This window comes from Arthrobacter sp. FW305-BF8, from assembly GCF_021789315.1.
In the GTDB taxonomy this organism is placed as follows: domain Bacteria; phylum Actinomycetota; class Actinomycetes; order Actinomycetales; family Micrococcaceae; genus Arthrobacter.
Window position 1 is genome coordinate 4,498,861 of sequence record NZ_CP084561.1, and the last position, 25,962, is coordinate 4,524,822.

Below are 25,962 nucleotides of genomic sequence, written 5' to 3' on the forward strand. Positions count from 1 at the left end.
TCCGATTATCTTCCGGCCGGAGCGTTGCCGCGGCGGATAGCCACGGCCTGAACAGGCTACTTCTTCGAGCTTTGACAATTCTTGGCCCCTCAAGGGCCCCCAACCACCCCTCCATCCCCAGACCCTTCCTCAGATCCTGCAGAAAAAACCCAATCCCTTCCTCACCCATCGCGGAAGGGATTGCCAAAAGCCTGCAAAAGCTGAGGGAGCGTGGGGAGAAACACGGCGAAAAGTGGACGAGCGTCGACACGGAGGTTTACGCAGGCAGGGGCCAGGCGGACATGTTGCGGGTGTGGCGTGACAAGTCTGTAGCGGCAGGAGTTAATAGAGTCATGTCTTCAACCCCTGAGCCGCGCCGCGCCGTCGTGATCGAAGATGATCCGGACATTCGGGGGCTGCTGGTCCGGGTCCTGGCCAAGCAGGGCTTCGAAGTCACCGAGGCCGGCGCCGGCCTGCCGGGCATCGAGGCGGTGCGGAACACCAAGGCGGACCTGGTCACGCTGGACCTGAACCTTCCGGATCTGGACGGCCTGGAGGTCTGCAAGCGGCTGCGTGAGTTCTCGGACGCGTTCATCATCATGCTCACGGCGAGGGTGGACGAACTGGACAAGCTCACAGGCCTGGACAACGGGGCGGACGACTACATCAACAAGCCCTTCAGCCCGCGGGAATTCCAGTCCCGGATCAACGCACTGTTCCGCCGGTCCCGCACCCCCGCAACGGACGAGGCCGCCCAGAACGACCTCTGCCGCGCCGCCGAGGTGCAGCAAAGCCTGCTCCCCCGCGAAAAGGTCCGACTGGACGGCTACGAGGTGGCAGGCGTGTTCCGCCCCTCGCGCAGCGTGGGCGGGGACTTCTACGACTGGTACCAGACACCCGACGGGCTGCACCTGACGTTCGCCGACGCCATGGGCAAGGGCATGGGCGCCGCCCTCATCGCGGCCACTGCCCGGGCCGTGATGCGCTCGGTCCGCCACGAGCCGGACCTGGGCAGCGCCTTCAGCCTGGCCAGCCGCTCCATCGCATCGGACCTGGACATCTCGGGATCCTTCGTGACGCTCTTCCACGCCCGGCTGGACGCCGGTTCCGGAAAGGTCAGCTACGTCGACGCCGGCCACGGCCTGGCGATTCATCTGCACGCCGACGGCGGTGCGCAGCGGCTTCCGTCTGCCGGCCCGCCCGTCGGCGCCTGGGCCGACGCCAGCTGGACCGAAGCGGACCTGGACCTTGCCCCCGGCGACTCGCTCGCCGTCGTGAGCGACGGCGTCCTTGACGTCTTCGGCTCTGTTGAGGAGTTCACCGACGCCGTCCGCCGGTCGACGCACGGACAGCCCACGGCCGAGGCGGCCTGCGCCGCCCTGCTCCAGCTGGCCCCGGCCGACACCGCCGAGGATGATGTCACCGCGGTTGTGGTGCGGCGCCTGGCCGGGACGGCCGGAACGGCTGCTCCGTGACGCGTTTCTGGACCCGGGTGGTAGTGCTCCTGACGGTCATTCTGGGGATCAACTACATCGCCTGGCGCTGGCTGGCCTCGCTAAACTGGGAGGCTTGGTGGATCGCCGTGCCGCTCGTGGCCGCCGAGACCTACAGCCTCATCGACGTCATGCTGTTCGGCATGACCGTGTGGCGCCTGAAGATCCGCAAGGCCGCGCCCCAAGCTCCGGCCGACGCCACCGTGGACGTCTTCATCACCACCTACAACGAGCCGCTGGACCTGGTGATGACCACGGCCCTCGCCGCCAAGCGCATCCGGCATCCGCACAGCACCTGGATCCTCGACGACGGCGCCCGCCCCGAGATGCGCCGGCTCGCCGAGGAGCACGGGCTGGGGTACGTCACCCGGAGCGCGGACTGGAAGAACATGCCCCGCCATGCAAAGGCGGGCAACCTCAACAACGCCCTGATGGTCACCGAGGGTGAGTTCCTGCTGATCCTCGACGCCGACCAGATCCCCGAGCCGGACATCCTCGACAAAACGCTGGGCTACTTCACCAACCCCAAGGTTGCGCTGGTGCAGACGCCCCAGTACTTCAGCAACGTCCCCGCCAGCGATCCCCTGGGCAGCCAGGCGCCGCTGTTCTACGGCCCAATCCAGCAGGGCAAGGACGGCTGGAACGCGGCCTTCTTCTGCGGCTCCAACGCCATCCTCCGCCGCGAGGCGCTGATGCAGCTGGGCCTGGTGGGGTACGTGAAGGAGACGGAAAAGAGCATCCGGCGGGCTCTGGCGGCATCGCAGTCGGCCATCCGCAAGGCCCGGAAATCGGCTGACTCGGACAACCTGCTCGTGGCGCAGATGCTGGACGAGGTGGAGGCCGCCACCACCGAAGCCCGGCGCCGGCTCGACGACGGCGAGTCCCTGAGCGAGATCACCTACCGCGTCCGCCGTAAGGTGGACCAGGCTGTCCAGGCGCTCGTCCAGGCCGATGTGTCCGCGCTGCAGGCAGACCTTGAGGAAATCGCCGCCATGGAACTGGCGCACGTGGGCGATTCCGGCGTCCCCGTAGTGGCCGACGACGCAGTGCAGCGCATGTCCGCCCGGGACTGGTCCCCGCTCGGCGCCATCGAATCGGTGCAGGCCGTGCTGGACGCCCTATCCGTGGAACGTACCGGCGAAGCCCAGCCCGTCATGCCGCTGGCCACCATCTCCGTGACCGAGGACATGGCCACGGCCATGCGCATCCACGGCATGGGATGGGAAAGCGTCTACCACCATGAGGTCCTCGCCTACGGCCTCGCCCCGGAGGACCTCGCCACCATGCTGACGCAGCGGCTGCGATGGGCCCAGGGCACCATCCAGGTGATGCTCCGCGAAAACCCGCTGGTGCAGCGCGGCCTCAAACTAGGCCAGCGGCTCATGTACTTCGCCACCATGTGGACCTACCTGAGCGGCTTCGCCGCGGTGATCTACTTTGCCGCCCCCATCATCTACCTGCTGCTCGGGATCCTGCCGGTGAGCAGCCTCAGCGCTGACTTCTTCATCCGGTTCATTCCGTTCATGGTGGTCAACCAGCTGCTGTTTGCCATCGCCGGCCGCGGCATCCCCACCTGGCGCGGGCAGCAGTACAGCCTGGCGCTGTTTCCTACCTGGATCAAGGCATGTACGACGGCGGCCCGGAACGTCTGGTTCGGACGTCCCCTGGGGTTCGCCGTCACGCCCAAGGACCGCCAGACCGGCGGCCCCAGCTGGAGCCTGATCCGGCCGCAGATTGTAGTTTCCGTGCTGCTGGCCATTTCCTCGGTGGTGGGCATCGTACGGCTGGCCGCCGGGATGTCTGAACCGATCGGTACGTTGGTCAACGTGGCCTGGGTGGTGTTCGACCTCGTGGTCATGAGCATCCTGGTCCGGGCGGTGCTGTACAAGGGTTTTGAACAGCACGGTTTTGAAGTAGAGGGTTTTGAAGTAGAGGGTTCGGCGCCGGAGCCCCTTCCGGCAGCGGGTTTGATCGAAGAGAGGAAGACGGATGGATCTTAGTTACGAGGTCAAGGACTCATACGCCGAAATCAAGGCCGCCGGCCGCCTGAACATGGTGTCCGCGCCCAAGCTCAGGGAGTTCGTGGCGGACGTTGTTGCCTCGGGATCCAGCCGGATCGTGGTGAACCTGGAAGATACCGCGTTCATGGATTCTTCGGGCTTGGGAGCCCTCATCGGCTGCCTGAAGGCGGCCCGTCAGGCTGGCGGTGACCTCCGCATCGCAGCCGTCCAGCCCCAGGTGAAGATGGTTCTGGAACTCACCAGCATGGACCGCGTGCTGACGTCCTACGCCACAGCTGCCGAGGCGTTCGGCAATGACTGACGTCCTGGCCCGCCGGAACTTCCGGAGCCTGGCCACACCCGAAGCCGTCGATGCCGTGCACGGCCAGCTGGACGACCTCTGGGAGGACGCCCCGTTCGTTCCCGACATGGACCGGATGACCTTCGCCACCGCCGTGATTGAGGCCGCCGCCAACGTGGTCCAGCACGCGGAGCCGGAATCGTCGGACCCGGTGGAACTCGGCGTGGACATCTGCATCCGCCAGTCGAGCCTGCGGGCCAAGGTCAGCGCCTTCGGCGCCGCCAGCCCCTCCATCGACGACGGCAACCCCGCCATGCCAGGCGAGGACGCCGAGTCGGGACGCGGGCTGGCACTGATCCGCGCCCTGGTCACCACCGTGACGTTCACCCGCCTGGACGCGACGAATACCTGGATCCTGTCCCGGGACCCCATCGGCTCCTGACACCTGCTGTACCGGCAGAAGCAGGAAGGTGGGCAGTCAGGTGGACGCCGTCAGGTGGGGATGACGCGGAAGAGGAACCGGGTCCGGACCATGACCCAGAGCAGCGCCAGGATCACTGCGTAGGCCGCCGTGTTGAACAGCACCCGGCCCTCCTGCAGGGCCGGGATATTCGCGATGACGGCGATCAGGGCCACGTGGATGATGAAGACGTACAGCGTGGCCCGGCCCAGCGGGATCAGGAACCAGCCCAGCGCCCGATGGGCCGGCTTCCAGTACGCAGTCAGCAGCGCGTACGCGGCCACCACCAGCACCAGCACGTTCAGCAGCCGCCCCACCCCGAGGTAGGTCCGGCCGAAGTAGGCGTCGTACAGTGCACGGTAGGCCGTGTCCGGCAGGATGGCCACGCGGACGTCGAAGCTGTTGGCCAGGTAGGGGTTGCCCCAGGCCAGGAAGGCGAGGGCCGCCGCGGCCACGGTGCAGGCCACCACCACCCAGGAATGAGCGGCCAGCCAGTCGATGATCCGCTGCCGGTGGTAGCCGGCCACCATGCCGACGATGAACAGCACCTGCCACACCAGCAGCGGGAAGGAGTCCTCGAATTCGGACGGCAGGAGCCGGATCCGGAAGATGGTCCCGGCCGCGTACAGCGCCGTGGTGGCAGCCAGCACCCACAGCGCCTTTCCCCGCGACAGTGCCCAGAGGACCAGCGGGCTGGCCAGGAGCAGGACCACGTACAGGCCCATGACGTTGAACTGCCAGGGGCCGAACTGCAGGAGCAGGATGCCAGGAACGACTTCCGGCGCTACCGGGAAGTGCAGCAGCGAATCCATTCCGGCGTACAGGTCGTAGGAGCGGCCCGCTCCCCCGTGACCGGCCGCGCCGGTGCCCTGGTCCACGAACGACGTCAGGGTGTCCGCGTTGATGGCGGGAACGAGGGAGATCAGGAATACCCCGATCAGCACTGTGAGCGCGGTGGCATAGAGCTTGCCGGCGCGTTTGGTGGTGTGGTCAACCACGTCACCAAAGTTGTCCTTGACCCGGGGGCCGAACACCATGCCCAGCACCAGCCCCGAGAAGAGCACAAAGAGCTCCGCGCCGGAGACAAAACCCACCGCTTCCTGGGTGAACAGCTGAAACAGCGACGTCATGCCCACGTGGTTGACCACCACGAACACAATGGCCAGGCCGCGAAGGAAGTCCACCCGGGAATCACGGGAGGAGGGATCGCCGTACGCCCAGCCCGCCACCCGTGGCAGGAAGCGGGGAAGCAGCCAGAGGAGGCCGACGACGGCAGCCAGGCCACCCGCCGTCGTCCACGCGCCGATTCCACCGAGAACTTTCCCTGCGCCGCCTGATTCACCGCCGGCAAGGTTCCCGCGGGACGTCACCGGCCCCGTGACCAGCGCTGATTCGGCGAGCTTTGCGCCGGCTGCCGCGGCGATGCCGGGCTGCCCCGCCAGCCGCCAGTCAATCGCCGCCACGCCGGTGTCCCGGGTGCTGGTCCGCTCGTCCCAGATAACGGCGCCGATGTGTCCGAACCCTTCGGACGAAGCGACGGCGAGCACCTGGTTCCACCAGGCCAGCTTGATCTCCGACTCTGCCCGGGCCGCCCGTGGTGGAGCTGAAGAATGCGGCCGTCTGCAGCATCAACGGCTTGCCGCGGCCCTGCGCGTAGTCCACGTAGAAGTCGCCGTAGCCGTCGCTGCCGTCGCTGCCGGTCAGCATGCCCGTCAGCTCGCCCTCAGCCGGAAGAGTATTGACGGCGGACGCCCCGCCGGTGTCGTCGTGATAGGCGCCCAGGCCGGACCACTCAACGGCGTCGTCACCGGGGTAGTACGGCGAGTAGGCGTCGTCGGCGCCGTCCCAGCGTCCGTCGCTGTTGGTGTCCAGCAGCTTGAAGCCGCCAGACCCCTGGGCCGGAGCGTTGCGGTTCCTCGCGAAGGGGTAGTCGCGCCCCAGGAAGGGCTGCCACACCATGACGGTGCCCGCATCGTCATGGGATTTGAAGGCTGCCGCCACGGCGCGGAATGCCTTCTGATACGCCTCCGGCTGCTGGCCCCAGGAAACCCAACTGGTGTTCATGTCCGGTGCAAACTTGACGTACAGCCTGCCTTGGAAGCCGGCGCTGAGCTGCCCGATTGTCCGGGCAAACGCTGCCGCGTCCTCGGCGGATACCTGGTCCAGGGGCCGTGCGGGCTTGACGGTCAGCAGGGCGTGGGCTCCCTGTGAATCGCTCTGCCGCAGGAATTCGCGGATGTGGACCTTCTCGGATTCCTGCAGCGGGAAGCCGACGTCGTGTCCGAAGATGGCCGGCACCGCACCCAGGCGTTCCGCGAAACCCGCGGCGCTGTCCTCGCCCCACTCCAGTGCGGCGCCGAAGAGCGGCCCGTCCCCCGCGCCGCTAGTTTCCCCCGGGGCCGCGGCGGCTTGCGCCGGAGCGGCTGGCAGCAGCACGAGCAGGAGCACCAGCAGGAACGCTCGGACCACGGCGCTGCTCACGACGCTGTTCACAGGGAAGCCGGAAAGGTCAGCACTACGGTGGTGCCGCCGCCGAGGGTCTCCGTCAGGGTCAGGTCACCCCCGTGTGCCTGGGCGATCCGCCTGCAGGTGGCCAGGCCCAGCCCGGAGCCCGGGCCGTCCCCTTCCCGGTGCAGGCGGACCAGCGGCTCCAGCACGCGCTGCCTGTCCTCCGGGCTGATTCCCTTGCCGTTGTCCGCCACGAGGACCGCGGTCCCGTGATAGTTCGAGACCGCGGTGACCCGGATTTCCAGGGGCCGCTCCGGACTGCGGTAGTTCAGGGCGTTGGAGAGCAGGTTCTGCAGCAGGGCGCGCAGCTGGAGCGGATCCGCGTGCAGCCGCGCGTCATCGGAGTCCAGCATGGCCCCGCTCCCGAACGGGATGCCGAGGTCGCGCGCGGCGTCCGAGACGGCGTCGCGCAGCGAGACGGGCTGCTGGTGCAGCGCACCGCCCACCTTCGAGTAGTCCAGCACGTCCTCGAGCATGGCGAGCATGCGCCGGCCGCTGGAACCGATGAGCTGCAGGTACTCGGCGGCCGGGTGCTCCGGCGGCATGTCCGGATCATCCTCGCCCAGTTCGACGTAGCCAAGGATCGTGGTCAGCGGAATGCGCAGGTCGTGGCTCACGCGGCCGGCGAACTCGCCGAGCTTGGCGTTGCTCCGCCGCACCTCGTCCAGCGCCACGTTCAGCTGCAGGGTCCGGTGCTGGAGCTCCAGCAGCTCCACGGCCTGCTGGGCGAGGAGCTCCAGCATGGCGATCTGCTCCGGGTCGGGGTCCGCCGGCCTGTCGGAGAAGACACACAGCGAACCCAGCACGAAGCCGGAGGCGGTTACCAGCGGCACCGAGGCGTAATAGCGGACGCGGGCGATCTCACCGGTCACAAACGGATTGTTGGCAAAGCGCGGGTCCCCGGATGCATCGCGGACCACCGTGGTTTCCCGGGCCAGGAAGACCCTGGCGCACATCGAATCCTCCCGGGAGCAGATGCCCGGTTCCACCCCCGACGCCGCGATCTGGCGCTGCTGGTCCGCGGTGATCACGTTCACCACGCTGTAGGGCACCTGGCACAGCTTCGCGGCCAGGTCCACGAGGTTGTCCAGGGCAGGGCGGGCAGTATCGGCGCGGGCAGTGCCGCCGACAGGCGGAGAGGCGACGCCCTCCTGGCCAGGCAACAACCCGTACGCCTTCAGCACGGCCTCCCGATCGTTGTCCCGCTCCGGGCGCGTCCGAGCGCTGGCCCCTTTCATCCGTCCCCTATCGCCGCGCGGGACTCCGACCCAGCGTCAAGTCCCCCCGGCGCCGATACTATCCGCCCGACCTCAACGCCTGCGGTAGTCTCTTGACACCGGCAGACATGCTCGGCTTCACTATTACGTATGCTGAAATAACAGTTCCATGATGCGGAACTCGACGCCTCGAAGGGTTGTCGATCGCCGGGAGAGGACCCGGCCTCCGCATAGCCGTCACCATGGATGCCAGCATCTGCTTGAGGATCACAACGTGAAGCTTGCCGAATTCAATGCCGCGGACAGGGACGCTGCCAACGCGGTCCTGCGCCCCTGCATCGACGTCCCCCGCTGGGTGGACCAGATTGCCGCCGCGCGGCCCTTCGCCTCCCGTGAGGAGCTCCTCGATGGAGCCCGGGCCGCCGCCGCGCCGTTCACGCCGGACGAGGTGGCAGGCGCCATGGCCCATCATCCGAGGATCGGCGAACGTCCCGCCGCGCAGACCACCGAGGCGGCCATGTCCCGGTCCGAGCAGGCAGGCGTGGACCCGGCCGACACCGGGGTGGCGGACGCCCTGGCGCGCGGCAACCGCGCCTACGAGGAAAAGTTCGGCCGAGTCTTCCTGATCCGCGCCGCCGGACGGACGGCCCCCGAAATCCTGGCAGCGCTGAACGAGCGCCTGGCCAATACCCCGGCGCAGGAAGACGCCATCGTCGCGCAGCAGCTGCGGGAAATCGCCCTGCTGCGCCTGGAAGGAGTGATCAGCGAATGAGCGTTTCCCACGTAACAACCCACGTCCTGGACACCGGCGCCGGGCGCCCGGCGGCGGGTATCGCCGTCGTGCTTTACGCGAACGACGGCGGCAGCTGGACTCAGCTGGGCAGCGGCACCACCGATGCGGACGGCCGCGCGAAGGGCCTGGGACCGGAGGTTCTGGCCCCCGGAAACTACCGGCTCAACTTCGCCACCGGCGACTACTACGCCCGGCAGGGCGGCACCACATTCTTCCCGGAGGTGGACCTGGTCTTCGAAGTCACCGGCACCGAGCACTACCATGTGCCGTTGCTGCTGAGCCCGTTCGCCTACTCCACCTACCGCGGCAGCTGAAAGGAAACAGAATGCGGCTGATGCGCATTGGCCCGGCGAGCAACGAGGTTCCGGTGGTCATCGACGATGACGGCCAGGCCTATGACCTGCGGCCGGTCACCCAGGACATCGACGGTGACTTCCTCCAGACCTGGGCCGGCCAGCTCACTGACCTGGACCTGTCCGGCCTCCCGCGGGTGACCCTCGACGGCAAACGGATCGGCGCGCCGATCGCCCGGCCCGGGGCCGTGATCGGCGTGGGGCTGAACTACGCCGCGCACGCTGCAGAATCCGGCTTGCCTGTGCCGGAGCGGCCCATCATCTTCTTCAAGCATCCCAACACCGTGGTTGGTCCGGACGACGACGTCGTCATCCCGCCGGGGGCGCAGCGGGTGGACTGGGAGGTGGAGCTGGGCGTGGTCATCGGCCGGCGCGCCAGCTACCTGGCATCCGACACCGAGGCAGCGGACTGCATCGCGGGCTACGTCCTGTCCAATGACGTCTCCGAGCGCGAGTACCAGCTGGAGCACTCCGGGCCGCAGTGGTCGCTGGGCAAATCCTGCCCCACCTTCAACCCGGTAGGGCCCTGGCTGGTGCCCGCCGCGGGAGTGGATGCGGACGGCATCCGCCTCGCATCCTGGGTCAATGACGAGGTCCGGCAGGACAGCTCGACGGCGGACATGGTCTTCGGACCGGCCGAACTGGTCCGCCGGCTCTCGCAGTACATGGTGCTCGAACCCGGCGACCTCATCACCACCGGCACCCCGGAGGGCGTGGCACTGTCCGGCCGCTTCCCGTTCCTGAAAGACGGCGATGTCATGCGGATGTCCGGCGGGGACCTGCTGGGCGAGCAGCGGCAGCGGCTGGTCCCGGCGGGGCCGCAGGCCTGAGCAGGCTGAACCCGCCGGAGCAGGCTGGGGGCCGGGATGACAGTAGGCTAGATGGCATGTCTTCCGACCAGCCCACCCCTGAACGGCGCGAATTTCCCGAACGGCGCGAGATTACCGTCCGGCGCGCCCCCAAGTACGTTCCCTTCCTGATCCTGGGCGGGCTCGTGGGCTTCGCCGCGGCGGCTGTCATTGCGTACGCGCTGCCCGGCGATGCCAGCTACGACCGCGGCGCCGTGTACGGCTTCTTCATGGTGCCGTGCGCCGCGGCCGGTGTGATTCTCGGCGCAATTGCCGCCCTGGTGCTGGACCGCACCAGCGTGCGGCGTGCCCGCCGCGGCGTCGTCGAAGCGGTGCCGGAAGCCGAGCATTCCGCGCCGGGTACGGCACCGGCCACGCAGCCAGCCGAGGAACCGGGCACGGCGCCGGGCACGGCACTGGGCACCGAAACAGGCCCCGCACCGGAGCGGACCACGGACGACGGCGGGCCCGGCCAGCGGTCATAATCCGGCGGCCGGAATTTCCATACCCCATGACGTGAGATAATCGACCAGTGGCACGCGGCGATGGAAAACTTTCTCATGATCTTCTCCCTGGCGAAAAGGGCCCACAGGACGCTTGCGGCGTCTTCGGGGTCTGGGCACCAGGTGAAGAAGTAGCAAAACTCACCTACTACGGGCTGTACGCGTTGCAGCACCGCGGTCAGGAGTCGGCTGGCATAGCAACCAGCGACGGCAAGCGGATCAACGTCTACAAGGACATGGGCCTCGTATCCCAGGTCTTCGACGAGACCACGCTTAACACCCTGACCGGGCACCTGGCCGTCGGCCACTGCCGCTACTCCACCACCGGAGCCAGCCACTGGGCCAACGCCCAGCCCACCCTCGGTGCGACCAGCACCGGCACGGTGGCCCTGGCGCATAACGGCAACCTGACCAACACCGCCGAGCTCAACGCCATGATCCTGGAACGCAACGGCGGCCAGCTCAGCGGCGAAATGAAGCAGGGCAACACCTCGGACACCGCATTGGTGACGGCGCTGCTGGAGGGTGAAGAGGGCAAGTCCCTCGAACAGACCGCCATCGAGCTGCTGCCCAAGATCAAGGGCGGCTTCTGCTTCGTCTTCATGGACGAGGGCACCCTGTACGCCGCGCGGGACACCTACGGCATCCGCCCCCTTTGCCTGGGCCGGCTGGAACGCGGCTGGGTGGTGGCGTCCGAACAGTCCGCCCTGGCCACCGTGGGTGCCAGCTTCATCCGCGAAATCGAACCCGGCGAATTCATCGCCATCGATGAGCAGGGCGTGCGGTCCCAGCGCTTTGCGGAGCCGACGCCGGCCGGATGCGTATTCGAGTACGTCTACCTCGCGCGCCCCGACGCCGCGATCGCCGGGCGGTCCGTGTACGAATCCCGCGTGGAGATGGGCCGCCAGCTGGCCCGCGAGAACACGCAGGAAGCGGACATCGTCATCCCGGTCCCGGAATCCGGTACCCCCGCAGCCGTGGGCTACGCCGAAGAATCCGGCATCCCGTTCGCGCACGGCTTCGTCAAGAACTCCTACGTGGGCCGCACGTTCATCCAGCCCTCGCAGACGCTGCGCCAGCTGGGCATCCGGCTGAAGCTCAACGCCCTGGAGTCCGTGATCCGCGGCAAGCGCGTGGTGGTGGTGGATGACTCGATCGTCCGCGGCAACACGCAGCGCGCCATCGTCCGGATGCTCCGCGAAGCCGGCGCCGCCGCCGTGCACGTCAAGATTTCCTCCCCGCCGGTCCAGTGGCCGTGCTTCTACGGCATCGACTTCGCCTCCCGCGCCGAGCTGATCGCCAACGGCGCCACGATCGAAGAGATCTCCCAGGCCATCGGCGCCGACTCGCTGGCCTACATTTCCGAAGACGGCATGATCGGCGCCACCCAGCAGCCCCGCGAACGGCTCTGCACCGCCTGCTTCACCGGCAAGTACCCCATCGAGCTCCCGGGCTCGGACAAACTGGGCAAGAACCTGCTGGAGCGCACGGACCTGGGCGGCCTGCCGGCATCCTCACGGAGCGGCGCTCCGGCCACCACGGGCGACGCCGCCGCGGAAGCCGCCATCGAACCGGCCACCGCCACGCCAGGCAATCCGGACAGCATCCCGGTGACCGAGGATCCTGCCGAGAAGCCGGGCGCCACCGGCTGTGATCCGGGGCCGGATGCCGAGTTCGAGAACCTGCTTACCGACGCCGACCGCGTGCCCGATCTCCACCACGACGCTGCGACCGTCGGCGCTGACAAGAAAGAGTCCTGATGACCTCCGCTTCCTCCACTGCTGACATGAATGCTGCCCAGAACAACGCCGGCATCACCTACGCGGCCGCCGGTGTGGACGTCGAGGCCGGCGACCGCGCAGTCGAACTCATGAAGGATGCCGTCAAGGCGACCCACAACGCATCGGTGATTGGCGGCGTCGGCGGTTTCGCAGGCCTGTACGACGTCTCGAAGCTCCTGACCTACAGGAAGCCCCTGCTCGCCACGTCCACGGACGGCGTCGGCACCAAGGTGGCCATCGCCCAGGCCATGGACATCCACGACACCATCGGCTACGACCTCGTGGGAATGGTGGTTGACGACATCGTGGTGGTGGGCGCCGAGCCGCTGTACATGACCGACTACATCGCCTGCGGCAAGGTGGTTCCCGAGCGCATCGCGGACATCGTCCGCGGCATCGCGGCCGCCTGCTCGGTTGCCGGCACCGCGCTGGTGGGCGGCGAAACCGCCGAGCACCCTGGCCTGCTGGGAGAACACGAGTACGACGTCGCCGGCGCTGCCACCGGCGTTGTTGAGGCAGACGCCCTGCTGGGGCCGGACCGCGTTCGCGAAGGCGACGTGGTGATCGGCATGGCTTCCTCGGGCCTGCACTCAAATGGCTACTCCCTGGTCCGCCGCGTCATCAACCACGCCGGCTGGGCCCTGGACCGCCAGGTCTCCGAGCTTGGCCGCACGCTGGGCGAGGAACTGCTGGAACCCACCCGCGTCTACGCCGCGGACTGCCTGGACCTGGCGCGGGCGTTCCCGGTCACAGCAGAGAAGGCCGTGCACGGCTTCAGCCACGTCACCGGTGGCGGCCTCGCCGCCAACCTGGCGCGCGTGCTGCCGCAGGGCCTCGTGGCCACCGTTGACCGCTCCACCTGGGAGCTGCCCGCCATCTTCAAGCTCGTCTCCGAGCTGGGCCGCGTCCCGCTACCCGACCTGGAGCGCACGCTGAACCTCGGCGTCGGCATGGTGGCCGTGGTCTCCGCAGAAGCCGCAGACGCCGCCGTGGCCCGCCTCAACGAGCGCGGCCTGCCGTCCTGGATCATGGGCTCCGTCAGCGCCGATTCCGACGCCGTGGTCAAGACCGGACCGGACTACGTGCAGGGCGCCAAGGGCGTGGACGGCGGCGCTGTCCAGCTGGTCAACGCCTACGCCTAGTCCCCACCAGCCCCCTCATCGAGTGCTCCGTAACCGCCCTTTTGAACCTTCATAAGGGCATCTGCGGAGCACTCGACGCTTAAATCCGAGGCTGCTAAACCTCCAGGACGCTGAACACGCCGCCCTGCGGGTCCTTCAGGGTGGCGATGGTGCCGCCGTCGTCGTCGAACTCCGGCTCCACCAGCACCTCGGCTCCGGCTGCCACGGCCGACAGCACGGCTTCCTTGACACTGGAGACGCCGAAGTAGACCTGCCAGCCGCGGCTGCCGGGCTCGCCGTCCCCGTCCTCGTCGTCCACGTCCTCCTGCGGGGCAGGCGCAATGCCCGCCACCTCCGCGCCGTTCACCATCAGCGTGGTGTAAGTTCCGCCGTCGTCCTGGGGGTATTCCGTCACCTCATGGCCGAACAGCTGCTGAAAAAACCCGACGGCGGCCTGCGGCTCGGGCGTGAGCAGTTCGGCCCAGGCGAATGCGCCGGGCTCGTTGTGCCGCCCGCTGCCGGGGTGGGTTCCGGCCTGCCAGACGCCGGTGGCACCGCCTCCCGGCGGCTCTACAAACACCATGGTTCCGGTGTCCCCGATGTCCTCCGGTCCGAACTGCACCGCGCCGCCGGCATGGTCGGCTTCCTCCGCAGTGGATCCGGCGTCGTCAGTGGCAAAGTAGATGTTCCACTGCGCGGGCCGTTGCGTGTCACCCTGCTGCGGCTGCGGTGCCACCGTCGCCACGACGTCGTCGTCCAGGAAGGCCTTCGCGTAGCTGCGGCCGTCCGGGGTGGGCAGGTCCTCGTACCGCCACCCGAACACGGCGGCGTAGAAGGCCTTGGCAGCAGCCACGTCCGGCGTCTGAATGTCCGTCCAGCAGAGCTCTCCAAGGCTGTACCCGCTGCGCTGAACCATGCGTCCGTACCTTTCGTAGGCTGAATTCTTTCCAGCCTAGTTCCTGAAGGGCAAGGTTCCTACGGGCGCGTACGTGACGGGGGGAGGCCCAGGGGCGCATGCGCGGCAACGCCAAAGGCCCGTTGGCCACGCCGAAGACCGGCGTGCCCAACGGGCCTGATAACTATGGTGTACGACGGCGGCTCGCAGCCAACTGCCTTAAGGCAGTTCAGCGGGAACGACTAACCGATACGACGGCTGTCTACCTCGTCGTCGTCTTCATCCAAATCGTCCGCGTACTTATCCACGTAGGCTGAATAGTCCGGCTCGACCGGTTCATTCGCGAAATGGCTCGTGGCACGACTTCCCGGACCCGTGAGCTCTCGCTGTAGGGCCGAATAATCGGTGTTCGGGGAGTAGTACTTGATGTCCCGAGCCTGCTTGGTAGCTTTTGCCTTTTGACGGCCGCGCCCCATGGCGTGACCCCCTTTTGTACTTGGACCGGAGGTGGTCACCTTTGGCGATCGGTGAGGCCCCGGAATGTTTGGTCAATTTGTCGTACCCCTAGATTACATGCTTTCGGCGGCATCTGCTTGCCACGGAGGCGTCCAGCGACCGCCGCGACCCCCTTCTCCGCGGCAATCCGGGGCTTGCAGGGATTTTTTGTTCGATAGAGTCTCCTGAACGACTGAATTAAGCGGGCATGGGAATCCGGCAATCGGCCGCCCGGGCCACACCGCGGAAACGCATATGGCCGGAGACCCAGCGCTCGAGCGAACGCCAGGAAGGGGTGCCGCCCCACATGAATGACAACGATCCCAGCCACGACGGGGAACGCGGGCCGGCCCGCGCCGTCGCCGTGCAACCCGAACCGGCCGTGCAACCCCAACCGGCCGAGCGCAAACCGGCAGAGCGCAAACCGGCAGAGCGCAATGCGGCAGAGCCGGAATCAGCCGCACCGGGGCAAGCTCAGCCCGGTGCGGTCCAGCCCGGAGGCCTCGTCGGCGCGGTCCGCTCCTGGCTCGCACAGCCAGAGGTCCGGCAAACCCTGCTCAAGTCCGGCTTTGTCCTTGCGCTGCTGGTGGTGGGTGGCCTGCTCGTGTGGCTCCTGACGTCACTCCTCGCCGGCGCCACCATGCAGGCGGCGAACCGGCCGGGCGCCGCGGCGGCAGACCCCTCCCCCGCCCCGCCGGCGGTGTCACCCCGGCCCAGCCTGCCCGTGGCCAGCGTGAGCCCGCTGGATTTCCGGGTGGGCGACTGCCTCAAGGACTTTGACCCCGAGGCATCCAAGTCCACTGTGGTTGCGTGCAGCACCGGCCATTCCGCCCAGCTGGTGGCGGTCACGCACTACGCCGACGGTGACGCATACCCGGGCCGTGAGGCCATGAAGACCAGGGCCAGGGAAACGTGCCAGGACGCGCGGCTGACGGCGAAATCCAACGACTACAACCTGATCTACCGCCTCGCGTATCCGAGCACGGCCAGCTGGGCCAAGGGTGACCGCCGCGTGGACTGCTACATCACCGCGTCCGGCAACATCATCAAGGCAAGCCTGCTCCCCTAGCTCCCTGAGGAACCAAGGGAGCGGGCTTGCGCGCTGCTAGTCCCGGCGGCGGACGGTGAGCCCGCTACCCAGGGGACTGCCGCCGTCGGGCCCCGACAGTGCTTCCAGGCCCTCGACGGTGAGCTCCCCGAGGTCGGCGGCGGTGTCCACCAGGACGGTGTCGCCGTCGGAGATTTCACCGGCCAGGATGGCCTTGGCCAGCCGGTCGCCGATTTCGCGCTGCACGAGGCGCCGCAGCGGCCGGGCGCCGTAGGCAGGGTCGAAGCCGGACATCGCCAGCCAGGAGCGGGCCCCTTCGGTGACCTCGAGCGAAAGCCGCCGCTCCTGCAGGCGCTTGGTCAGCTCCGCCACCTGCAGCTCGACGATCCGGGCGAGCTCGTCCACGGACAGCGGATCAAACAGCACCACCTCATCCAGCCGGTTCAGGAACTCCGGCTTGAAGGAAGCGTTCACGGTGGCCATCACCGCGTTGCGCTTGGCGTTCGCATCCAGCGTTGGGTCCACGAGGAACTGGCTGCCCAGGTTTGAGGTGAGCACCAGGATCACGTTGCGGAAGTCCACGGTGCGGCCCTGGCCGTCGGTGAGGCGGCCGTCGTCGAGCACCTGCAGCAGGATGTCGAACACCTCGGGGTGAGCCTTCTCCACCTCGTCCAGCAGCACCACGGAGTACGGCCGGCGGCGAACGGCCTCGGTAAGCTGGCCGCCCTCCTCGTAGCCGACGTAGCCGGGAGGCGCACCGACGAGGCGGGCCACGGAGTGCTTTTCGCTGTACTCCGACATGTCGATCCGCACCATGGCGCGTTCGTCGTCGAAAAGGAAGTCCGCGAGCGCCTTGGCGAGTTCGGTTTTGCCGACGCCGGTAGGGCCGAGGAACAGGAACGAACCTGTGGGCCGGTTGGGGTCGCTGATGCCGGCCCGTGCGCGGCGCACGGCGTCGGACACGGCGGTGACGGCCTTGGACTGCCCGATCAGCCTCCTGCCGAGCTCCCCCTCCATGTGCAGCAGCTTCTGGCTTTCGCCCTGGAGCATGCGGCCGGCCGGAATTCCGGTCCATGCCGCGATGACCTCGGCGATGTCGTTGGCCGTGACCTCCTCCGCCACCATCAGGGCAGATTTGTCGGCGACGGCGGCCTCAGCTTCTGCGGCGTCGTTCAGTTCGCGTTCCAGTGCAGGAATTTCGCCGTAGAGGACCCGGGACGCGGTCTCAAGGTCTCCCTCGCGCTGCGCCTTGTCCGCAGTGGACCGCAGCTCGTCCAGCTTTGCCTTCAGGTCGCCAACGCGGTTCAGGCCTGCTTTCTCGGCCTCCCAGCGGGCGTTCAAGCCGGCCAGTTGCTCCTTCTTGTCCGCCATGTCCGCCCGCAGCGCAGCGAGGCGCTCCACGGACGCGGCGTCCGTCTCACCCTGCAGGGCGAGCTCCTCCATGGTGAGCCGGTCGACGGCGCGGCGCAGCTGGTCGATCTCCTCCGGGGCGGAGTCGATCTCCATGCGCAGCCGGGAGGCGGCCTCGTCCACGAGGTCGATCGCCTTGTCCGGCAGTTGCCGGCCGGAAATGTAGCGGTTGGAGAGCGTCGCGGCAGCCACCAGCGCGGAGTCTGCGATGGCGACCTTGTGGTGGGCCTCGTACCGCTCCTTCAGGCCCCGCAGGATTCCGATGGTGTCGTCCACGCTGGGCTCCCCGACGTACACCTGCTGGAAGCGCCGCTCCAGGGCGGGGTCCTTCTCGATGTTCTCGCGGTACTCGTCGAGGGTGGTGGCGCCGATCAGCCGCAGCTCACCCCGGGCCAGCATCGGCTTGAGCATATTGCCGGCGTCCATGGCGCTTTCGCCGCTGGCCCCGGCTCCCACCACTGTGTGCAGCTCATCGATGAACGTGACAATCCGGCCGTCAGAGTTCTTGATCTCTTCAAGGACGGCCTTCAGTCGCTCCTCAAACTCGCCCCGGTATTTGGCGCCGGCCACCATGGAGGCCAGGTCAAGGGCGATCAGAGTCTTGCCCCGAAGACTCTCCGGCACGTCACCGGCGACGATGCGCTGGGCGAGGCCCTCGACGACGGCCGTCTTGCCGACGCCCGGCTCACCGATGATCACCGGGTTGTTCTTCGTGCGGCGGCTGAGCACCTGGATGATGCGGCGGATTTCGGCATCCCGCCCAATCACGGGGTCCAGCTTGCCGGAGCGGGCGGTCGCGGTCAGATCGGTGCCGAACTTTTCCAGGGCCTGAAAAGTGTTCTCCGGGTCAGGCGAGTTGACCTTGCGGTCGCCGCGGACACCCGGCAGGGCCGCTGCCAAGGCCTCATGCGACGCGCCGGCGTCGCGCAACAGCCTGCCAACGCCGTCGCTTCCCGCCGAGAGGCCGAGCAGCAGGTGCTCGGTGGAGACGAAGGAGTCGCCCAGCTTGTCGGCTTCGTTCTGGGCGTTCTGGATCGCCTGCAGGGAAGGCCGGGACAGCTGGGCCTGCTGGACCGAGCTTCCGGACGTGGCAGGCAGCGCCTTGATGGCGGTACTGGCCTGGACGCTGACCGTATCCGGATCCGCTCCGGTGGCGCGAAGGAGAGCGACGGCGACGCCCTCCCGCTGATCCATCAGCGCCTTGAGCAGGTGGGCGGGTTCCACCTGCGGATTCCCGGCCGTGGAGGCGTTCATCGCGGCAGCTGAAAGAGCCTCCTGGCTCTTGGTGGTGAATTTGGCGTCCAAAGAGAGCTCCTTTCGAAGACGTTTTAGCTACGTTGAGTCTACTACGCTCAACTTTGCTTTTTACGTCATCACTGCCAAGTTTTCCCACAGCGAAATGCCCTCTCAGGGGCGGGCGGATATTCCGTGAACAGTGGCCCTTGAACTGTATCGCCAGCGGCCGAATCCCCCTAGGATCGACCTGTGGCTGCGAGGGCCAAGCCCTCGAGGCGGCAGCCGCCAAGAGCGTCAGTCCACAATCCCCAAAGACCACTACCCCAGAGACAGGACCGGCAATGAAGAAGTTTGTAGTTCTTTACAACGCACCGCAGTCGGCACAATCCCAGATGGCGGAGAGTTCCCCCGAGGCCGCGCAGGAGGGCATGAAGGCCTGGATGGAGTGGGCGTCCCGGGCCGGCAGCGGCATCGTGGACATGGGCCAGCCCCTGGGCGCCGGCAAGGAGGTCAGCCAGTCCGGCACCTCGGACACGAACGCCAGCGTTGGCGGATACGGAATCCTGCAGGCCGAGGACATGGACGGCGCCCTGGCCCTCCTCGAGGGACACCCGCACCTCATGATGCCCGGCGCGAGCATCCAGGTATACGAGACCCTCGACCTGCCCGGGATGTAACCGCTAGGAGCCCCGAACCCCGGAGACGCTGGTGATCCAGGCCAGGTTGCGGACCACGGAGGCGTGGTCATTGAAGTAGCCGGTGTAATTCGAAGGGTTCGGGGCCGGCAAGATGTCCGACGAGGACAGGACCCCTGCAAGTTTGCCGTTCACGATCAGCGGGCCGCCCGAGTCGCCGCTCAGCGTGTGACCGCTCTTCGACCGCGTCCGGATAGACGGACCGCCGTAGTTGTCCACGCCCTGCCACACCACCGAGACGTCCGCCGCCTTGAGGTAGTAGGACATGGCGCCGGACCCCTCGGACTGATCGCCCCAGCCATAAACCCTCGCGGGAGTTCCGGTGGCAGGAAAGGAACTGGACAGGCCCACGTAGGAGCCGTAGTACGGCGCGGACAGTCTCAGCAACAGGACGTCCCCGGCAGGGGCGGGGTAGCGCGCGGCCACCGAACGGACGGCACCTCCGGTTCCGAGGTAGCTGGTGCCGAGCCGGACCGACCTAAGGCTCGTGGAGTTGCAGTGCTTGGCCGTAATGACCCAGCCCGCAGCGATCTGACTGCCGGCACAGCCCACGTTGATGCCTGCGGAGTCGAAGGAAACTTGCGCCGCGAAGGGGGCTGCTGAAACCGTAGTGATGCCGCCGCCCGCGATGTCCCGGCTCAACGTACCGTCGCCGTCGGGGGCCGGCACGTCCTTGACCCGCGCTTCCCGGGCCGCGGCGGCCTGCGCTGGCGGACCGCCGAGTACGGGAGCCAGCAGGGCCGCGCTGGCCGTGGCAGCGGCCAGGATTTTGGCGATCTTCAACGTGAGGCTCCTTGGCGTCGGGGGCGAGGGGTCCGACCGCGAGCGTACGTGTCATGACAACAAATGTCATATCCATTACAGAAAAAGTCACTGCAGTCCGCGCCGGCGCCGGCGCATGGCCCCGAAGCGCCGGGGGGATTACCCTGAGGGCCAAGCAGGAATCACTTTTTTCGCCAGCCGACGGCGGCATCAGGCTCAGTTCCGCGGTGTGAGGGATCATGACTGGACTGTCGAAACAACGGAGATGGCCCGGCGTTGCTCCGGCCGTACTTTCGATGGCGCTGCTGGTTACAGCGTGCCAGCCCGCTCCACCCCTGCCGCCGCCCTCGTCGTCCGGGACGCCGGTTTCGCCTGCTGGGACCGGACCGGCAACCCCGTCATCCAGCCCCGGGCAATCCTCCTCCCCTGCAGGGCCTTCCCCAGACGCGGAGTCCTCCTCCACCACAGCGCCAGCCGCCGTCCACTTCACGGCCCAGGGCGACATCGGGCTGGGCGCGGGGGCCAGGAAGGTGCTTGACACAATCGGCGGCCTGCGGCCTGAGCTGAACCTGGCCCTCGGGGACTTCCCCTACGAGGCAGGGCGCGAGCAGGATTTCTGTGACATGGTCACCGGCAAGCTGGGCGGCCACTTTCCCTACCAGGTGGTCAGCGGAAACCACGAGAGCGACGGCCATGACGGCGACATCGCCAACATCGTCAACTGCCTGCCCAACAAGTTGGCGGGGCTGCAGGGCGAGTACGGAGTGCAGTGGTACGCCGACTACCCGGAACGGAACCCGCTGGTGCGTTTCATCATGGTGTCCCCGGGGATCGAATTCCATGACGGAAACATCCTGGACTACTCGCGGGGCAGTGAGCGGTGGCGCTGGACAGCAGCAGCGTTGGACGGTGCCAAGTCCAAGAACATCCCGTGGACCGTGGTGGGCATGCACACTCCTTGTCTCAGCGTGGGCAAATATGATTGCCAGGCGGGAGCCGACTTCACGGACATGCTCATCGACAAGAAGGCAGATCTTGTTCTGAGCGCCCACGACCACATCTACCAACGGAGCCACCAACTGGGTGGGGGCCGGGGCTGCCCTGCACTGGTGCCGGACACATTCTCCCAAGGCTGCCTCGCCGATTCGGACGCCACCATGGTCCAGGGTGCCGGAACGGTCTTCGCCACGGTCGGAACGGGCGGCAGGGGGCTGTATGACGTCAACGATCAGGATTCGGAATCCGGCTACTTTGCCGCCTGGTCCGGGAGCAACTGCGACGCCGCCCTCGGCACGCTGGACGTGACGGCCACCGCTGACCGGCTCGCAGCAAAGTTCGTCCCTGCGGAGAGGTATACCTTTACGGACAACTTCGAGATTGGACGAAAGTAGCCGGGCCGCAGCTGCACTGACGCGGATGGCGGGCACGGCACCGGACTAGACTCTCTCCCATGGCCGTCTACATCGATCCGCCGCTTTGGCCTGCCCATGAAACACTTTTTTCGCATCTGATTTCAGACACTTCCCTGGCGGAGCTGCACGCCTTCGCCGCTGCGGCGGGCATCCCTGAGCGGGCATTCGACGGCGACCACTACGACGTGCCGCAGCGCCGCTATGACGGTCTGGTGGCTGCCGGTGCCATTCCGGTTGAGGCGCGGGTCCTCGTGCGGAAACTCATTGCCAGCGGGCTCCGGATCCCCGCGCGCAGCCGCACGAAGTCCCTCAAGACTCCCCTGCTCCACCGCTGGAACATGGTGCTGCCCGGCCATGACGCCCTGTTCCTGGACCTGCTGGACCGCTGGAGCGAGAGCCACCGCAGGTACCACGGCTGCACGCACCTGCTCGCCGTGCTGGAGGCCCTGGACCTGCTCACCGCACCCGCGCGGCCGCCGCGCACCGTGCTGCTGGCGGCCTGGTTCCACGACGCCGTCTACCGGGGAGTGGCGGGCCAGGACGAGGAGGAGTCCGCCCGGCTCGCCGAACTCAGGCTCAGCCAGGCCGGACTGCCGGAAGCCGAGGTCGATGAGGTAGCGCGGCTGGTCCGGCTCACCTCGGACCACCGGCCGGAGGACGGGGACGACGACGGCGCCCTCCTCTGCGACGCGGACCTGTCAGTTCTGGGCGGGGAACCGGAGCGCTACGCCCGGTATGCGGCGGCCGTCCGGGAAGACTACGCGCACATCGGCGACGCCGACTTTGCGGCCGGGAGGGCCGCCGTCGTCCGCCAGTTGCTGGCACTGGACCCGCTCTTCCACACCGAGCGGGCCCGCAGCCTGTGGCTGGAGGCCGCCCGGCGGAACCTGAAGGCTGAGCTGGCCTGACCGGTGCCGGCCGGACGCCGCCCGGGTGTCAGCGGTAGGCCGTGATGAACGGCCTGTCCGTGGGCACGATCTGCTTGCCCAGTGGCATGAGGGAAACCGGGATCAGCTTCAGGTTGGCGATGGCCAGCGGGATGCCGATGATGGTGATGGCCATGGCGAACGCCGTGACCACGTGCCCAATGGCAATCCAGATGCCGGCCACCAACAGCCAAATCACGTTGCCGAGGAGCGAGAACACGCCGTTTCCGCCCGGCTTGTCCACCACCATCCGGCCAAAGGGCCACAGGGTGTAGGACGCGATCCGGAAGGAGGCGATGCCCCAGGGGATGGTCACGATGAGCAGGCAGCAGATGATGCCGGCGGCGAAGTAGCCCAGCGCCAGCCAGAAGCCGCCGAATACCAGCCAGATGATGTTCAGGAGTGTCTTCATCCGTCCATTCTGCCGGGCCGGAAGGCTGCAGCGCCTCGGGATCTGCCCTGAATTAACCCTTAACCTTCAGCCTGCGAACTTTCGGCCTTGGGCACCTTCACCCTTAGGCTGAGGCGCGGGACCCCGGCGGCCGCGACCAGCAGCGCGAGAAGCCCCAGGCCCAGCGGGAGCGAGGCGGCGGTGGCGACGGCTCCCACCAGGAGCGGGCCGCCGGCGTCGCCGAGTTCGCGTCCAAGCTCGGCCGAGCCCATGGTGCGCCCCATCCGGTCCTTCGGTGTGCTGTCGGCCAAATGCGCAAAGCCCAGCGGCGTGGCCGCGCCGACGCCGCCCCCGATGAGGGCCGCGGCGATAAAGATCGTCGCCGGCCCCGGGACGGCGGCCACCAGGGCCACCCCGGCGGCGGTGAGCAACAGGCCGGTCCGCATTCCGCCTGCGTCTCCGATGCGGTGCATGTCGCGCATCGCTCCGATCCGCGGCTGGACCAGCAGGGAGGCGACGGCCAGCACACTGACGGCGGCGGTGCCGGCCACCGGATCAAGGCCGTGCTGCACTGCCAGGGCCGGAAGGAAACCGATAGCCGCTCCCATGGCCGCCATCGATGCCGCCAGCACCAGCGTGGGCACCAGGAACCTGCGCTCCGCAACCTGCCGGGCCAGGTCCAGCACCGTGTACCGCTGGCGCGGGAGCGGCGGCAGGTGAGGGACGGCGAGAAGGATCCACACGGCGGTGGCTGCGGCAAGCGCGGAAAGAGCCCCGAAAAGCAGCGCAAAGCCGCCGCCCGCGATCAGCCCGGCGCCGAGCAGAGGGCCAATCACATAACCGAGGCTCTTCCAGGACCCGTACCTGCCGAAGAAGGTCCCGGCATTCTTCCCGGCCGAGAGCCGGGCCACCATCGCCGAGGACGCCGGGGAGAACGCCGATGCGGCGGCCCCTTGGCCCAGGCGGGCAAGGCCCAGCAGCAGCGGATCCGCGGCCCCCAGTCCGATCAGGGACAGCGCGGCGAAGCCGATCAGTCCGCCGACAATGACCGGCTTGGCGCCGATCCGGTCGCTCAGCGCGCCAAAGACCGGCTTGAGGAACACCTCGGAGATGTCGTAGACGGCCAGCAGGATTCCCAGGTTAAGCAGGGTCAGGCCGATGTTGCCACTCTGGGCGCCCATGCCGGCTGCAATGCTGTGCGCGCCGAACGCGGTCACGAATCCGGCAGCGTAGAGGGGAGCCGCGGGCGTCCGGGCGCGCGCCGCCTGGGTCACGGGGCGGTCAGCCTTTGGCTGCCGTGACGAAAGACCTGATCTTAGTCAGGTCCTTCACTCCCCTGCTTTGTTCGACGCCGGAGGAGACGTCCACGCCCCATGCCCCGGCATCACGGGCGGCTTCGGACACGTTGGCGGGGTCGAGACCGCCGGCCAGGAGCCACTGCCGTCCCGCCAGGCCTTTGGCGCGCACGGAACCGTAGTCCCAGGCCTCGCCGGAACCGGGAACCGCGGCGTCGATCAGCAGCAGTTCCTCGCCCCAGTTGCCAAACGCCTCCGGTGCGGCACCCATGGTGACGGCGCGGATGACCTTCATCCCGGCGTCGTGCGCTGTTTTGACGTCATCCGGTGTGCGGTCACCGTGAAGCTGGATCCAGCCCAGTCCCGCGGCGCGGGCGATGGCCACCGCGTCGGCGGCCGATTCGGAGCGGAAGACGCCGACGGCGGCTACACCCTCCGGTACAGCCTTCACCAGCTGGGTGGCCAGATGCGGTGACACCACCCGGGGGCTGGCCGTCAGGACAAAGCCGACGGCGTCCGCTCCGGCTTCCACGGCCTCCCGGACAGATTCAGGCGTGCTCAGGCCGCAGACTTTGACGAACATTCACCGGCTCCTCGTTGTTGAAAGCGTCGACCACTTTCTGCAGCGATCCGTCGCCGACTTTACGCGGGGAAAGAGCGTGCGGGCAACGCGCGGATAGGCTGGGCTGATGCAGATCATCCGCTTCGCCCACCTCAAACCCCAGCCCTGGCGCAACGGCGGCGGTGTCACCCGCGAGCTGGCCAGCCATCGCGGCGGCACTTCAGCTGGGGCCACGTCATCGGACGGCGGCGCGTGGGACTGGAGGGTCAGCATCGCCGACGTCACCAGTGCCGGGGAGTATTCCCCCTTTCCGGGGATGGAACGAGTGCTGACCGTGGTCGAGGGCGAGCTGCTGTTGCTGGCCGTGGATGGGACCGAGCACCCGCTCGAAAAGTACCGGCCCTTCCGGTTTTCCGGCGGTGCGGCCTCCTCCTCGGCCCTGCCCACCGGGGATGTCCGCAACCTCAACGTCATCGCCCGGGAGGGCGCCTTCAAGGCGTACACCTCCATCGTGGAGCTGTCCAAGAAGCGAGCCCATCCCGTGTTCGAGGGCCAGCTGGGCATCCTGCTGCAGGGCCAGGCAGCGGTCAGTCCTGGGAATGCCGGGCAGGACAGTGGCGGCGGGCAGGACAGCGGCGGAGGGCAGGACGGCGCGCCCGTGGCACTGAACCGCTACGACTCAGTGGTGGGCTCGGACAGCCAAACACCGGAAATCCTGGGCCGCGGATTTCTGGCCGTGGCGTCCATTGATCCCCTGACCAGCTAACAGCTCTGGTCCGCAGGAGGTGCCGGACCCTAGACTCGGTGCCATGACCAAGTCAAAATTCAGCGACCTCCTGCTGCTGCAGATAGGCAACGAATTCGCAGCCTCGCAGCAGTACATTGCCGTGGCCGTCTGGTTCGCCAACCAGGATCTCCCCCAACTCGCCAGGTACTTCTACCGGCAGTCGGTGGAGGAACGCAACCACGCCATGATGATGGTGCAGTACATGGTGGACCGCGGCGTTTCCGTCAGCATCCCCGGCGTACCCGCCGTCCGCAATGACTTCGCCTCCGTCACCGACCCGCTGGCACTCGCGCTGCAGCAGGAGAAGGAAGTCACCCGCAGCATCGAAAGCCTCTTCCGCGCAGCCCGCGCCGAGGACGATGCCCTCGGCGAGCAGTTCATGCTCTGGTTCCTCAAAGAGCAGGTGGAGGAAGTCGCCTCGATGACCACCCTCCTGAACATCGCCGAACGGGCGGACAACACCTTCGACATCGAGAACTTTGTCGCCCGGGAAACCATCGGCGACGGCGGCCGCGATGCCGCAGCGCCGGAGGCGGCCGGCGGCGCCCTCTGATCGGGGGCCGCTGGCGGTGAGCTTTGCCACCAACGGTGGCCGCCGCCGTCGGGCGTTGCTAGGGTGAAAACCAAGGTCCCCTTCCGCGGACCTCCGGACGACGGTTCAGTACCCGGTGCGCGACAAGACTGGCCAAAG

At 67.7% G+C, this 25,962-nt stretch carries 26 protein-coding genes and 1 riboswitch; of the genes, 16 read left to right on the forward strand and 10 right to left on the reverse strand.

The features are described from left to right. The first annotated feature begins 332 nt into the window (after window positions 1-332). From LFT45_RS20440 to LFT45_RS20455, 4 genes are read left to right on the forward strand one after another with little or no spacing between them, the layout of a single operon-like run. On the forward strand, window positions 333-1,454 hold the full coding sequence (locus LFT45_RS20440) for a PP2C family protein-serine/threonine phosphatase (protein WP_236805392.1): 1,122 nt from the start codon (window positions 333-335) through the stop codon (window positions 1,452-1,454). Then, the gene (locus tag LFT45_RS20445) at window positions 1,451-3,472 is read left to right on the forward strand and encodes a glycosyltransferase family 2 protein (RefSeq protein WP_236805393.1); all 2,022 of its coding nucleotides are present in this window, start codon (window positions 1,451-1,453) and stop codon (window positions 3,470-3,472) included. The genes LFT45_RS20440 and LFT45_RS20445 overlap by 4 nt, the downstream gene beginning before the upstream one ends. Then, window positions 3,462-3,794: an STAS domain-containing protein gene (locus LFT45_RS20450; RefSeq protein WP_236805394.1), complete on the forward strand. Its 333-nt coding sequence runs from the start codon at window positions 3,462-3,464 to the stop codon at window positions 3,792-3,794. The genes LFT45_RS20445 and LFT45_RS20450 overlap by 11 nt, the downstream gene beginning before the upstream one ends. After that, window positions 3,787-4,215 carry an ATP-binding protein gene (locus tag LFT45_RS20455; RefSeq protein WP_236805395.1) on the forward strand — a complete coding sequence of 143 codons (429 nt, stop codon included), beginning with the start codon at window positions 3,787-3,789 and terminating at the stop codon, window positions 4,213-4,215. The genes LFT45_RS20450 and LFT45_RS20455 overlap by 8 nt, the downstream gene beginning before the upstream one ends. Before the next feature lie 50 nt (window positions 4,216-4,265). Here LFT45_RS20455 and opgC read toward each other — a convergent pair whose 3' ends face one another. The 3 genes from opgC to LFT45_RS20465 are packed head-to-tail and all read right to left on the reverse strand — an operon-like array spanning window position 4,266 to window position 7,979. Further along, on the reverse strand, window positions 4,266-5,780 hold the full coding sequence (opgC, locus tag LFT45_RS23395; protein ID WP_336885591.1) for an OpgC domain-containing protein: 1,515 nt from the start codon (window positions 5,778-5,780) through the stop codon (window positions 4,266-4,268). Beyond that, window positions 5,683-6,714 (reverse strand): hypothetical protein, encoded by a 1,032-nt coding sequence (locus LFT45_RS23400; RefSeq protein WP_336885592.1) that lies wholly within the window; start codon window positions 6,712-6,714, stop codon window positions 5,683-5,685. Before LFT45_RS23400 ends, opgC begins: the two co-directional genes overlap by 98 nt. Before the next feature lie 8 nt (window positions 6,715-6,722). Next, window positions 6,723-7,979 (reverse strand): GAF domain-containing sensor histidine kinase, encoded by a 1,257-nt coding sequence (locus LFT45_RS20465; RefSeq protein ID WP_236805396.1) that lies wholly within the window; start codon window positions 7,977-7,979, stop codon window positions 6,723-6,725. Window positions 7,980-8,232: 253 nt separating this feature from the next. Here LFT45_RS20465 and uraD point away from each other — a divergent pair, with 253 nt between their 5' ends. Genes uraD through purM form a run of 6 tightly spaced genes read left to right on the forward strand, consistent with a single transcriptional unit; the run spans window position 8,233 to window position 13,378 of the window. Continuing rightward, entirely contained in the window at window positions 8,233-8,730 is a 498-nt protein-coding gene (gene uraD, locus LFT45_RS20470; protein WP_236805397.1) for a 2-oxo-4-hydroxy-4-carboxy-5-ureidoimidazoline decarboxylase, read from the forward strand. Continuing rightward, window positions 8,727-9,065, forward strand: a complete 339-nt coding sequence (gene uraH, locus LFT45_RS20475) for a hydroxyisourate hydrolase (protein ID WP_236805398.1) — start codon at window positions 8,727-8,729, stop codon at window positions 9,063-9,065. The genes uraD and uraH overlap by 4 nt, the downstream gene beginning before the upstream one ends. Before the next feature lie 11 nt (window positions 9,066-9,076). After that, window positions 9,077-9,934 carry a fumarylacetoacetate hydrolase family protein gene (locus LFT45_RS20480; RefSeq protein WP_236805399.1) on the forward strand — a complete coding sequence of 286 codons (858 nt, stop codon included), beginning with the start codon at window positions 9,077-9,079 and terminating at the stop codon, window positions 9,932-9,934. Window positions 9,935-9,990: 56 nt separating this feature from the next. Beyond that, the gene (locus LFT45_RS20485) at window positions 9,991-10,437 is read left to right on the forward strand and encodes a hypothetical protein (RefSeq protein WP_442863580.1); all 447 of its coding nucleotides are present in this window, start codon (window positions 9,991-9,993) and stop codon (window positions 10,435-10,437) included. A 47-nt stretch (window positions 10,438-10,484) separates the two neighbouring features. Continuing rightward, window positions 10,485-12,215 carry an amidophosphoribosyltransferase gene (purF, locus tag LFT45_RS20490; protein WP_236805400.1) on the forward strand — a complete coding sequence of 577 codons (1,731 nt, stop codon included), beginning with the start codon at window positions 10,485-10,487 and terminating at the stop codon, window positions 12,213-12,215. Continuing rightward, on the forward strand, window positions 12,215-13,378 hold the full coding sequence (gene purM / locus LFT45_RS20495) for a phosphoribosylformylglycinamidine cyclo-ligase (protein WP_236805401.1): 1,164 nt from the start codon (window positions 12,215-12,217) through the stop codon (window positions 13,376-13,378). Before purF ends, purM begins: the two co-directional genes overlap by 1 nt. 94 nt (window positions 13,379-13,472) lie before the next feature. On the opposite strand, the gene LFT45_RS20500 is transcribed toward purM, so the two are convergent. Continuing rightward, complete coding sequence (locus tag LFT45_RS20500) at window positions 13,473-14,273, reverse strand: VOC family protein (RefSeq protein WP_236805402.1); 801 nt, start codon at window positions 14,271-14,273, stop codon at window positions 13,473-13,475. A gap of 221 nt (window positions 14,274-14,494) precedes the next feature. Then, entirely contained in the window at window positions 14,495-14,728 is a 234-nt protein-coding gene (locus tag LFT45_RS20505; protein ID WP_003803040.1) for a DUF3073 domain-containing protein, read from the reverse strand. Window positions 14,729-15,054: 326 nt separating this feature from the next. Between LFT45_RS20505 and LFT45_RS20510 the strand changes: the two genes are divergently transcribed. Then, window positions 15,055-15,816: a septum formation family protein gene (locus tag LFT45_RS20510; protein ID WP_236805403.1), complete on the forward strand. Its 762-nt coding sequence runs from the start codon at window positions 15,055-15,057 to the stop codon at window positions 15,814-15,816. A 36-nt stretch (window positions 15,817-15,852) separates the two neighbouring features. Here the strand turns inward: LFT45_RS20510 and clpB are convergent, their stop codons facing one another. Continuing rightward, a complete protein-coding gene (gene clpB, locus LFT45_RS20515; RefSeq protein WP_236805404.1) occupies window positions 15,853-18,510 on the reverse strand; it encodes an ATP-dependent chaperone ClpB in 2,658 nt (885 codons plus the stop codon). A 272-nt stretch (window positions 18,511-18,782) separates the two neighbouring features. Here clpB and LFT45_RS20520 point away from each other — a divergent pair, with 272 nt between their 5' ends. Next, complete coding sequence (locus LFT45_RS20520; protein ID WP_236805405.1) at window positions 18,783-19,118, forward strand: YciI family protein; 336 nt, start codon at window positions 18,783-18,785, stop codon at window positions 19,116-19,118. 3 nt (window positions 19,119-19,121) lie between these two features. On the opposite strand, the gene LFT45_RS20525 is transcribed toward LFT45_RS20520, so the two are convergent. Beyond that, window positions 19,122-19,919, reverse strand: a complete 798-nt coding sequence (locus LFT45_RS20525; protein ID WP_236805406.1) for a S1 family peptidase — start codon at window positions 19,917-19,919, stop codon at window positions 19,122-19,124. 509 nt (window positions 19,920-20,428) lie between these two features. On the opposite strand from LFT45_RS20525, the gene LFT45_RS20530 reads away from it, so the two are divergent. Continuing rightward, complete coding sequence (locus LFT45_RS20530) at window positions 20,429-21,289, forward strand: metallophosphoesterase (protein WP_236805407.1); 861 nt, start codon at window positions 20,429-20,431, stop codon at window positions 21,287-21,289. 59 nt (window positions 21,290-21,348) lie between these two features. Beyond that, a complete protein-coding gene (locus tag LFT45_RS20535; RefSeq protein ID WP_236805408.1) occupies window positions 21,349-22,218 on the forward strand; it encodes a DUF4031 domain-containing protein in 870 nt (289 codons plus the stop codon). A gap of 28 nt (window positions 22,219-22,246) precedes the next feature. Here the strand turns inward: LFT45_RS20535 and LFT45_RS20540 are convergent, their stop codons facing one another. Genes LFT45_RS20540 through LFT45_RS20550 form a run of 3 tightly spaced genes read right to left on the reverse strand, consistent with a single transcriptional unit; the run spans window position 22,247 to window position 24,505 of the window. Continuing rightward, window positions 22,247-22,648, reverse strand: a complete 402-nt coding sequence (locus tag LFT45_RS20540) for a YccF domain-containing protein (RefSeq protein WP_236805409.1) — start codon at window positions 22,646-22,648, stop codon at window positions 22,247-22,249. 59 nt (window positions 22,649-22,707) lie between these two features. Then, window positions 22,708-23,901, reverse strand: a complete 1,194-nt coding sequence (locus LFT45_RS20545; protein ID WP_236805410.1) for an MFS transporter — start codon at window positions 23,899-23,901, stop codon at window positions 22,708-22,710. 7 nt (window positions 23,902-23,908) lie between these two features. After that, window positions 23,909-24,505 (reverse strand): phosphoribosylanthranilate isomerase, encoded by a 597-nt coding sequence (locus LFT45_RS20550; protein ID WP_236805411.1) that lies wholly within the window; start codon window positions 24,503-24,505, stop codon window positions 23,909-23,911. A gap of 106 nt (window positions 24,506-24,611) precedes the next feature. On the opposite strand from LFT45_RS20550, the gene LFT45_RS20555 reads away from it, so the two are divergent. Together LFT45_RS20555 and LFT45_RS20560 are read left to right on the forward strand one after the other, a co-directional pair. Continuing rightward, window positions 24,612-25,250: a HutD/Ves family protein gene (locus tag LFT45_RS20555; RefSeq protein WP_236805412.1), complete on the forward strand. Its 639-nt coding sequence runs from the start codon at window positions 24,612-24,614 to the stop codon at window positions 25,248-25,250. A 43-nt stretch (window positions 25,251-25,293) separates the two neighbouring features. After that, window positions 25,294-25,824 (forward strand): ferritin, encoded by a 531-nt coding sequence (locus tag LFT45_RS20560; RefSeq protein ID WP_236805413.1) that lies wholly within the window; start codon window positions 25,294-25,296, stop codon window positions 25,822-25,824. A 70-nt stretch (window positions 25,825-25,894) separates the two neighbouring features. After that, a riboswitch (guanidine-III (ykkC-III) riboswitch) is annotated at window positions 25,895-25,961 on the forward strand. Window position 25,962: the final 1 nt, after the last annotated feature.